Below are 10177 nucleotides of genomic sequence, written 5' to 3' on the forward strand. Positions count from 1 at the left end.
TCTGCTTTTAAACGTTCAGCTTCAGCTTGCTCCTGTGCTAGCTTTTCTTGCTCTAAACGTTTAGCTTCAATTTGTTCAGCAGCAATACGCTCCTGCTCTAAGCGCTCTGTTTCGGCCTCTGCTTTTAAACGTTCAGCTTCAGCTTGCTCCTGTGCTAGCGTTTCTTGCTCTAAACGTTTAGCTTCAATTTGTTCAGCAGCAATACGCTCCTGCTCTAAGCGCTCTGTTTCGGCTTCTGCTTGTAAACGTTCAGTTTCAGCCTGCTGTGCAAGTTTTTCTTGCTCTAGCTTCTGCGCTTCTTCTTGCGCTAATGCTTGTTGTTTATCAGCGGCTGCTTTTTGCTCTGCTTCTTTTTTATCTGACTTGCCAAAACCGAGCCACGACATGAATTTACTTTTTTTTGTCATACTTGCTAATAACCACTTATAAAAATCTGATAAACTAAAATTTGAAATAGCTTGGCAATGCCCAGCAATAGTTGCTAATAAATACAACCATTCAAAACGTAAGTGTTCAATAGTAACACTTTTAATACGGTTGAAAAATGAAGCTACACGTAATCACCCATAATATTATCTGAGCTAGATACCATATACCATTTTTTAGTGAGCTAAATGAGAAAAAAAACAACGCAAAATAAAGCTACTAACAAGCCCAGTGATGGCTTTATTAGAGTGATTAGTGGCCAATTTCGAGGCCGAAAACTCCCTGTTAAAAATGTAGAAGGCTTAAGACCTACTACCGATCGAATTAAAGAAACTGTATTTAATTGGCTAATGCAAGATACGCGTGACACAAATGTACTTGATTGTTTTGCAGGTTCTGGTGGGTTAGGATTTGAAGCGCTATCTCGATTTGCTAAAAACGCCACATTTATCGAGCTCGACTCGTCAGCTGCCAAGCAATTAGAACAAAACATTAGCACTTTAAAGCTCGACAACGCATACGTTAAACATACTAATTCACTCTCCTTTTTAGAGCAAAAAAACACAAACGAAGCGTTTAATCTTGTATTTGTTGACCCACCATTTCGTAAAGATTTAGCGCAAACAACCTGCAATTTATTAGAAAAAAACCAATGGTTAAGCGATGATGCATTAATTTATGTTGAAGTAGAAACAGAGTTAACCACCTTCAAGAACCCGAGCAACTGGTTGTTAATTAAAGAAAAAAAGGCAGGCCAAGTGTTTTGCAAACTCTACCAGCGCCAAGCAAATTAATACTGTTTTACATGATGCGTTTCTGTTAATATTGTCCTTTACATGTGGTGTTGCTTCGGATTACAATACCGCACCATTTTTGAACCACTTGATCAATGTTTGATCAACTTGAGCAACGCTCATAATTTAGGTAGGTGAATTTTTAATGCCAGTAATTAAAGTAAGAGAGAACGAACCGTTTGACGTAGCACTTCGTCGCTTCAAGCGTTCATGTGAAAAAGCAGGAATCCTTTCAGAAGTTCGTCGTCGCGAGCACTATGAAAAACCAACAGCTGAGCGTAAGCGTAAAAAAGCTGCTGCAGTAAAACGTCACATGAAAAAACTTTCTCGTGATAACGCACGTCGCGTTAAATTATACTAATATATTAGGTCTTGTATAAATGAGCCTTTTAATAACGCTAAAAGATGCGCAAAAAGATGCGATGAGAGCTAAAGACAAACAACGTCTTAACCCTATTCGTATGGTACTTGCTGCAATCAAGCAACGTGAAATTGACGAGCGCATAGAACTAGACGACGCAGGTATTACCTCCGTTATAGTGAAGCTTGTTAAACAACGTCGTGACTCTTACACTCAGTACAAAGATGCTGGGCGTGATGATTTAGCTGATATTGAAGCCAATGAAATAGTAGCACTTGAAACTTTCTTACCTCAAAAATTGAGTGAAGAAGAAATCATTGCTCTCATTGATGCGGCTATTGCTGATACTAACGCAGCAGGTATGCAAGACATGGGTAAAGTAATGGGTATAATCAAAAGCAAAGCCGAAGGTCGTGCCGATATGGGCAAAATCTCTGGTTTAATTAAGCAACGATTAACTGCCTAATACTCCCACATACATTAAAGTATGATTGAAGTGAACCGAGCCTTGCGCTCGGTTTCTTTGTTTTTAACTTTAATAAAAAGTACACCTACTAGGTTACTTTAAAATGAAATTTTTTATAGCTTCCCTATTTATTTTGCTATCATTTTGGTAAGTTAAAGCACGCTATACTTTGCATCAAGCAAGTATAAAAAAGTAAATTTCATATTCGTTATTCTTCTTATTATTTCAGGACTGTATTTTACTAATGGCTGGAAAGATCCCACGTAACTTTATAGACGATTTACTTGCCAGAACCGATATTGTCGACCTGATAGACTCAAAAGTAGGTCTAAAAAAAGCAGGTAAGGATTATCAAGCTTGCTGCCCATTTCATAACGAAAAATCGCCCTCATTTACCGTATCGCAAGACAAACAGTTTTATCATTGCTTTGGTTGTGGTGCTAATGGTAATGCTATTTCGTTTGTAATGGAGTATGAAAAGCTTGAGTTTGTAGATGCTATTGAAGAAATAGCAAGCATGCTTAACTTAGAAGTACCTCGAGAACAAGGCACAAACTCAGCACCAGAACGTACTGCTGCGCAAAAGCGCTCTGATTACGATTTAATGCTTCATACTGCGCGCTTTTATCAGCACCAATTAAAACACCACAGTAATTCTGCCGCCGTTATTGAATATGTAAAAGGTCGTGGTTTAAGTGGTGAAACAGTTAAAAAGTTTATGATTGGCTACGCCCCCAGCGAATGGGATGGATTATGTCTTCAGCTTGGCCGTAATAAAGAACAAAAAGAGCAATTAGTTGAATTAAAGCTAGCTTCAGAAAAAACACCAGGCAGACAATTTGATTTTTTCCGCGACCGATTAATGTTCCCTATTCGCGATAAACGCGGACGCGTTATTGCATTTGGTGGGCGTGTAATGCAAGCCGACCAAGGGCCAAAATATTTAAACTCGCCGGAGACCCGAATTTTTCATAAAGGCTTTGAGCTTTACGGACTTTATGAAGCAAAGCAAGCCCATAAAAAACTTGAGCATGTAATGGTTGTGGAAGGTTACATGGATGTTGTTGCCTTAGCCGAGCAAGGGATTGAATATGCCGTTGCATCACTAGGTACCGCAACAACAAGCGAGCACATGCATACGCTGTTTAGAACAACAGATAAAGTAATCTGTTGTTACGATGGCGACAGAGCTGGCCGTGATGCAGCTTGGAGGGCGCTTGAAAACGCACTTCCTTATTTAAATGACGGTAAAGCACTGCAATTTACTTTTTTACCCGATGGCGAAGACCCTGACTCTCTTGTACAAAAAGAAGGTAAGGAGCAATTCGAATTGCGCCTAAGCCAAGCAGATGACTTTACCAAAGTATTGTTTAATAAATTAAGCCAAGAAGTTGATTTAACACTCGACTCAGGAAAAGCTAAATTACTCAGTGCAGCACTTCCACTCATTGAAAAAATCCCAAGTGAATTTTATCAAGAAAACATTCTTGAACAGTTAGGGCGTTTAATCGGAAGAACACGTGAGCAATTAAATAACCGTTTAAAAACGCCAAAGCAACAGCATTCGATTGAACGTAAGTTTAAAATAACACCAATGCGTCAAGCGATTGGTATTTTAATTCAACATCCTAATTTGGCTAAAAATGTGCCATATTTGCCTGAACTCGCACAAATGAATATTGCTGGTATAGGGCTATTATTACGCTTACAAGAGCAAGCTTTAGAAAAAGAAAGCATTACCACAGCGCAACTACTTGAATTTTTTAGAGGAACTGAAGATTACGAGCCCTTAATCAAGCTTGCAACGTGGCAACACGACATAAATGAAGAGCGTTTAGAGACGGTTTTTAAAAATACTTTCAAGTTTATTGAAGATCAGTGTTTAAATTATCGACTCGAGACCCTATTAATAAAGGACAAGACACAAGGCCTTAGTAGCGACGAAAGACTTGAGTGTCATTTGTTAATGACAGCGTTAAAAGCCACTAACAGCTAGTCAAAATTGATTTAAACTGTTATACTGTGCTATTCACTGCGTCACATTATTCTAGTTGGCTTTAATGCAAACTACATGATGGCGCCTGTTGTATCAACTTATCAGAGTGGAAGAAACAATCTCTATGGATCCAACTCCTCAGTCACAATTAAAACTTCTGATTCAAAAAGGTAAAGAGCAAGGCTACTTAACTTTTGCAGAAGTAAATGATCACCTTCCACAAGACATTATAGACTCAGATCAAGTAGAAGATATCATAAGCATGATTAATGATATGGGTATCAAGGTTAGCGAAAACGCGCCTGATGCTGATGAATTAATGATGCAAGAAACAACGACAGACGAAGACGCAGCTGAAGCNCTGCCGCTGCAGCCCTTGCGACTGTAGAAAAAGAAATCGGCCGTACAACGGATCCGGTTCGCATGTACATGCGTGAAATGGGTACTGTTGAACTTCTTACACGTGAAGGCGAAATTGTAATCGCTAAACGTATCGAAGAAGGCATTAACCAAGTACAGATTTCTGTTGCAGAGTACCCTGAAGCAATCACTTACCTGCTAGAGCAGTGGGATAAGTTTGAAGCTGAAGAAATGCGTTTAAGCGATATCATCGTTGGATTTATCGATCCTAATGAAGATACAGCGCCAATTTCAGCAACTAATATCGGTTCAGAATTAAGTGCTAAGCAACTTGATGACGATAAAGATGACAAAGATGATGCTGATAGCGATGACGAAGATGAAGAAGAAGTAGACACAGGGCCAGATCCTGAAGAAGCGCGCATTCATTTTGAAAATTTACGTGATTTATACAATAAAGCACGTGATACGTTTGAAGCTAAAGGTCGTTCGCATCCTGAATCACAAGCCGCCATTTTTGAAATTGGTGAGCTTTTCAGAACCTTTAAATTAATACCTAAACAGTTTGACCGCATGGTAAATAACATGCGTGAAATGATGGATCGTGTTCGCGTTCAAGAACGTCTAATCATGAAACAAGCTGTACAAATTGCTAAATTACCGAAGAAAACATTCGTTAAGCATTTTGCTAACAACGAAACTGACGCTTCATGGGTAGATTTAGAAATTTCAGGTAACGAAAAGTATTCAGCTAAACTTGAAGAAGTTAAGCCAGAAATCATTCGTAGCATTAATAAACTATCTGTTATTGAACAAACAACAGGTTTAAGCATTGAGCGTATTAAAGACATTAACCGTCGAATGAGCATTGGTGAAGCGAAAGCACGCCGTGCAAAAAAAGAAATGGTTGAAGCTAACTTACGTCTTGTAATCTCAATAGCTAAAAAATATACAAACCGTGGCTTACAATTCTTGGATTTAATTCAAGAAGGTAACATTGGTCTGATGAAAGCAGTTGATAAGTTTGAATATCGCCGTGGTTATAAGTTCTCTACTTATGCTACGTGGTGGATACGTCAAGCAATCACTCGCTCTATTGCTGACCAAGCAAGAACAATCCGTATTCCAGTACATATGATTGAAACGATTAATAAACTTAACCGTATTTCTCGTCAAATGTTACAAGAAATGGGTCGTGAGCCAAATCCAGAAGAATTAGCAGAACGCATGATGATGCCTGAGGATAAAATCCGTAAGGTACTTAAGATTGCTAAAGAGCCAATTTCAATGGAAACACCAATCGGTGATGATGAAGATTCTCACTTAGGTGACTTTATCGAAGATACAACTATTGATTCGCCAATTGATTCGGCAACAATGGAGTCTCTTCGTGGCGCAACTAACGATGTACTTGCAGGCCTAACAGCCCGTGAAGCTAAAGTACTACGTATGCGTTTTGGTATTGATATGAATACCGACCACACCTTAGAAGAAGTAGGTAAACAGTTTGACGTAACACGTGAACGTATTCGTCAAATAGAAGCGAAAGCGCTGCGTAAATTACGCCACCCTTCTCGCTCAGATTTACTGAAAAGCTTTTTAGACGCTAAATAATTTAGCGCTACTATATAAACTAAAAAGGCCGCTATAGCGGCCTTTTTTCTATTTGAAGGAAATAATCATGGCTTGGATCCAAATTCGTATTAACGCCAATGCTGCAACAGCAGATGCAGTAAGTGACCTATTAATGGAAGCGGGTAGTGCTTCAGTAACCTTTATTGACGCAAAAGACACCCCTATTTACGAACCCAAAATTGGCACCGTTGTATTTTGGGCTGATACAACAGTAATTGGCTTGTTTGAAGCTAATCACGATATGAATGCAGTCGTTGCGTTATTGAAACGCCATGATGAACTAAAAGACAATTTAGTATACAAAATAGAGCAGCTTGAGGATAAAGACTGGGAACGTGAATGGATGGATAACTTCCACCCTATTCAATTTGGTGAAAGACTATGGATTTGTCCAAGCTGGCGCGACATTCCAGATCCTGATGCAGTAAATGTACTGCTTGACCCTGGCCTTGCTTTTGGTACGGGCACACATGCAACAACGGCCTTGTGTCTTAAGTGGTTAGAAAGCCAAGATCTAACAGGTAAAACGGTTGTTGATTTTGGTTGTGGCTCAGGCATTTTAGGTATTGCAGCTATAAAACTAGGCGCAGAGCGCATGATTGGGATTGATATTGATCCTCAAGCGCTTGAGGCAAGCCTCGATAATGCTAACCGCAATGGCGTTGCAGACAAACTTGAAGTATACCTTCCAGAAAACCAACCTGAGTTTACCGCCGACATAGTAGTGGCAAATATATTAGCCCAGCCACTTCGTGAATTGCACAGTGTAATTTTAGGTTTATTAAAGCCTGGCGGCAAAATTGCCATGTCGGGTATTTTAGAAGAACAAGCACAATCAGTTGCTGATATTTATGCACCGTTTATTGAACTAGATGACATCGCCGTTGAAGGTGATTGGACTCGAGTAAGCGGCACTAAAAAAGCGTAATAAACTGCATAACCAAATTTAGAGCATTAACTCAAAACCTGCATATAAAGCCTGTATTTAACAGGCTTTACTATTTTTTTACATATTAAAAGTTTTCTGATTATTGTGTAAAAAATAAAACTTGTATAAATTTCAAACAAATCAACCTACTTGTCATGTGGTTATCAAATGTCAATACGAAAAGGGCAAAAAAAAGTTACTTTTGTTCAATTTATAGCCTTTGATTTTTGTGAAAAAAACCGTAAACTTAGCGCCCCTTGAAAAGAGGCCTATTGAATATAGTGCGTATCGGTAAATACCAACTTGAGAATAATGTAATTGTCGCGCCAATGGCTGGCATTACAGACAGACCATTTAGACAACTTTGCCGTCGTTTAGGCGCAGGGCTAGCTGTTTCTGAAATGCTATCGTCTAATCCTAAGGTTTGGAAAACGGAAAAGTCGATGAACCGTATGGATCACAGCGGTGAGTCGGGTATACGCGCGGTGCAAATTGCAGGAGCAGATCCTGAGCTTATGGCGCAGGCCGCACAATTCAATGTTGCTAACGGTGCACAGATCATAGATATCAATATGGGGTGCCCAGCAAAAAAAGTGAACAAGAAACTCGCAGGCTCTGCCTTATTACAGTTTCCTGAACTTGTGGAAGAGATTATTGATGCAGTCGTTAATGCTGTTGATATACCTGTGACACTTAAAATCCGTACTGGATGGGATCCGGATAACCGTAATGGTGTAGAGATTGCGAGAATAGCTGAACGTTATGGCATTGCATCACTTGCTGTACATGGGCGTACGCGCGCATGTATGTACAAAGGTGATGCTGAGTACGCCACGATTAGGGATATAAAACGTTCAGTGTCGATTCCTGTTGTTGCCAATGGTGATATTACATCACCAGAAAAAGCAAAACAGGTTTTAGACTATACGGGTGCAGATGCCATTATGATTGGCCGAGCCGCCCAAGGTCGCCCTTGGATATTTAGGGAGATAGACCACTATTTGCGAACTGGGGAACACTTACAGCCGCCTGCTATTGCAGAGGTGCGCAGTATTTTAATGGAGCATTTAACAAACCTCCATCTGTTTTACGGTGAGCCAATGGGAGCGCGAATTGCTCGCAAACATGTATCTTGGTATTTGCAAACCCATGACAGTGATGGTCAGTTTAGGCGAGTATTTAATGCGCTCGACAACCCACAAGCACAGGTCGTCGCATTAGAGCAATACTTTAAAACACTAGCAGCTAACTAAGAAAGAAAGAGACTTAATAATGTTCGAACAAAACGTGACTTCTCCATTTATCACTAACCCTCATGTTCAGTCACACGAGAAACCGCAGCCATTGCGTGATGCAGTAAAAAAAGCTGTTCACCACTATTTAAAGCAGCTTAACGGTCAAGATGTGCAAGACGTTTACGACCTTGTTCTTTCAGAGCTAGAAGCGCCATTACTTGAAGAAGTGATGACATATACACGTGGTAACCAAACTCGTGCAGCAATTTTACTAGGTATCAACCGTGGTACTTTACGTAAAAAGCTTAAAAAATACGGCATGAACTAATATGCTGGCTGTGATTTATCACAGCTAATTATTAAAAAAGCACCCTAGGGTGCTTTTTTTATGCCCGTAGTTTAATAGCCGAGTTGCAAAATGCTCACCCTCATCGGCGCTTTATAAGTCGTTTTTTGAGTTGTAATCAGTTAAAATGCCCGCTTCTAAGCTAGCTCATTAACTGAGGAAATCAAACTACAATGGATACTCATCGTCCTATTCGTCGCGCACTATTAAGTGTGTCTGATAAAACCGGTATTGTTGAATTTGCCCGCGCACTAGAAGCACAAGGCGTTGATATTTTATCAACTGGCGGCACATGTAAACTACTTGCAGATAACGGCATAAAAGTGACTGAAGTGTCAGATCACACAGGCCACCCAGAAATCATGGATGGTCGCGTAAAAACACTTCATCCTAAAATTCACGGCGGCATATTAGCTCGTCGCGGACAAGATGAAAGCGTAATGGCAGATAACAACATTTCTGCTATCGACATAGTTGTAGTTAACTTATACCCCTTTGCGAATACTGTCGCTCAAGAAAACTGCAGCCTTGAAGATGCCATTGAAAATATTGATATTGGCGGCCCNGTGCAGCCGCTAAAAACCACAAAGACGTAACAATCGTGGTAAACGCGAGCGACTACGACCGTGTTATTAGTGAAATGCAAAACAACAATGGTTCAACAACGTACAAAACACGTTTTGATTTAGCGATTGCCGCTTACGAGCATACTGCTCAATACGATGGCATGATTGCTAACTACTTTGGTAAAATGGTTCCTGATTACACCGAGGAAGCTGCTGTAGAGACTAAATTCCCACGTACTATCAATATGCAGTTCACTAAAAAGCAAGATATGCGTTACGGTGAAAACTCACATCAAGATGCTGCTTTTTACGTTGAAAGTGACATTGCTGAAGCATCAGTTGCAACAGCAACTCAATTGCAAGGTAAGGCCCTTTCGTTTAACAACATTGCAGATACCGATGCAGCACTTGAATGTGTTAAAGAATTTGACGTACCTGCGTGCGTAATTGTAAAACATGCTAACCCGTGTGGTGTTTCAATTGGGGACAATATTCTACAAGCATACGAGCGCGCCTTTAAAACAGACCCTACATCAGCATTTGGTGGCATTATTGCCTTTAACCGAGAGCTAGATGCAGCAACTGCACAAGCAATTGTTGACCGTCAGTTTGTTGAAGTAATTATTGCACCTAGTATTTCAAGCGACGCTGCAAAAATTGTTGAAGCTAAAAAGAACGTTCGCTTATTAGAATGTGGACAGTGGACAGGTAAAGCAGCTGGCCAAGATATTAAACGCGTTAACGGCGGTATTTTAGTTCAAGACCGCGATTTAGGCATGGTAACGCAAAGCGACTTAAAAGTTGTTTCTAAACGTCAACCTACAGAGCAAGAACTTAAAGATTTACTATTTTGCTGGAAAGTAGCTAAGTTTGTTAAATCAAACGCGATTGTTTATGCCCGTGACGGCATGACCATTGGTGTAGGTGCAGGCCAAATGAGCCGCGTATACTCAGCTAAAATTGCAGGCATTAAAGCCGCTGATGAAAACCTTGAAGTTAAAGGTTCAGTTATGGCGTCTGACGCGTTCTTCCCATTCCGTGATGGCATTGACGCAGCAGCAGCC

At 40.2% G+C, this 10177-nt stretch carries 7 protein-coding genes and 3 pseudogenes (1 of these 10 cut by a window edge); 9 read left to right on the forward strand and 1 reads right to left on the reverse strand.

The genetic code is table 11. The features are described from left to right. Positions 1-386 (reverse strand): annotated as a pseudogene (locus tag L654_RS0112120) (signal recognition particle-docking protein FtsY); the annotation flags it as partial. A gap of 228 nt (positions 387-614) precedes the next feature. On the opposite strand from L654_RS0112120, the gene rsmD reads away from it, so the two are divergent. The 9 genes and pseudogenes from rsmD to purH form a co-directional block, all read left to right on the forward strand. Continuing rightward, on the forward strand, positions 615-1220 hold the full coding sequence (gene rsmD, locus L654_RS0112125) for a 16S rRNA (guanine(966)-N(2))-methyltransferase RsmD (protein WP_024608143.1): 606 nt from the start codon (positions 615-617) through the stop codon (positions 1218-1220). Between the two features lie 145 nt (positions 1221-1365). After that, positions 1366-1581, forward strand: a complete 216-nt coding sequence (rpsU, locus tag L654_RS0112130) for a 30S ribosomal protein S21 (RefSeq protein ID WP_002957797.1) — start codon at positions 1366-1368, stop codon at positions 1579-1581. A 19-nt stretch (positions 1582-1600) separates the two neighbouring features. Then, on the forward strand, positions 1601-2047 hold the full coding sequence (locus L654_RS0112135) for a GatB/YqeY domain-containing protein (RefSeq protein WP_007586535.1): 447 nt from the start codon (positions 1601-1603) through the stop codon (positions 2045-2047). 244 nt (positions 2048-2291) lie between these two features. Next, positions 2292-4043, forward strand: a complete 1752-nt coding sequence (gene dnaG, locus L654_RS0112140) for a DNA primase (RefSeq protein ID WP_007586534.1) — start codon at positions 2292-2294, stop codon at positions 4041-4043. A 124-nt stretch (positions 4044-4167) separates the two neighbouring features. Further along, positions 4168-6017 (forward strand): annotated as a pseudogene (rpoD, locus tag L654_RS01000000126010) (RNA polymerase sigma factor RpoD). Between the two features lie 67 nt (positions 6018-6084). After that, positions 6085-6966 (forward strand): 50S ribosomal protein L11 methyltransferase, encoded by an 882-nt coding sequence (gene prmA / locus L654_RS0112150; RefSeq protein WP_024590609.1) that lies wholly within the window; start codon positions 6085-6087, stop codon positions 6964-6966. A gap of 281 nt (positions 6967-7247) precedes the next feature. Next, a complete protein-coding gene (gene dusB, locus L654_RS0112160) occupies positions 7248-8219 on the forward strand; it encodes a tRNA dihydrouridine synthase DusB (RefSeq protein ID WP_010553368.1) in 972 nt (323 codons plus the stop codon). A gap of 19 nt (positions 8220-8238) precedes the next feature. Beyond that, on the forward strand, positions 8239-8529 hold the full coding sequence (gene fis / locus L654_RS0112165; protein ID WP_002957804.1) for a DNA-binding transcriptional regulator Fis: 291 nt from the start codon (positions 8239-8241) through the stop codon (positions 8527-8529). A 191-nt stretch (positions 8530-8720) separates the two neighbouring features. Continuing rightward, positions 8721-10177, forward strand: a pseudogene (gene purH / locus L654_RS01000000126015) (bifunctional phosphoribosylaminoimidazolecarboxamide formyltransferase/IMP cyclohydrolase) (it continues 123 nt past the right edge of the window).

Source organism: Pseudoalteromonas sp. TAB23, assembly GCF_000498075.1.
GTDB classification, from domain to species: domain Bacteria; phylum Pseudomonadota; class Gammaproteobacteria; order Enterobacterales; family Alteromonadaceae; genus Pseudoalteromonas; species Pseudoalteromonas arctica.

Coding starts and splice junctions, on each gene's coding strand:
- fis (WP_002957804.1), top strand. CDS start 8,239: ATGTTCGAACAAAACGTGACTTCTCCATTTATCACTAACCCTCATGTT.
- rsmD (WP_024608143.1), top strand. CDS start 615: ATGAGAAAAAAAACAACGCAAAATAAAGCTACTAACAAGCCCAGTGAT.
- L654_RS0112135 (WP_007586535.1), top strand. CDS start 1,601: ATGAGCCTTTTAATAACGCTAAAAGATGCGCAAAAAGATGCGATGAGA.
- rpsU (WP_002957797.1), top strand. CDS start 1,366: ATGCCAGTAATTAAAGTAAGAGAGAACGAACCGTTTGACGTAGCACTT.
- dnaG (WP_007586534.1), top strand. CDS start 2,292: ATGGCTGGAAAGATCCCACGTAACTTTATAGACGATTTACTTGCCAGA.
- prmA (WP_024590609.1), top strand. CDS start 6,085: ATGGCTTGGATCCAAATTCGTATTAACGCCAATGCTGCAACAGCAGAT.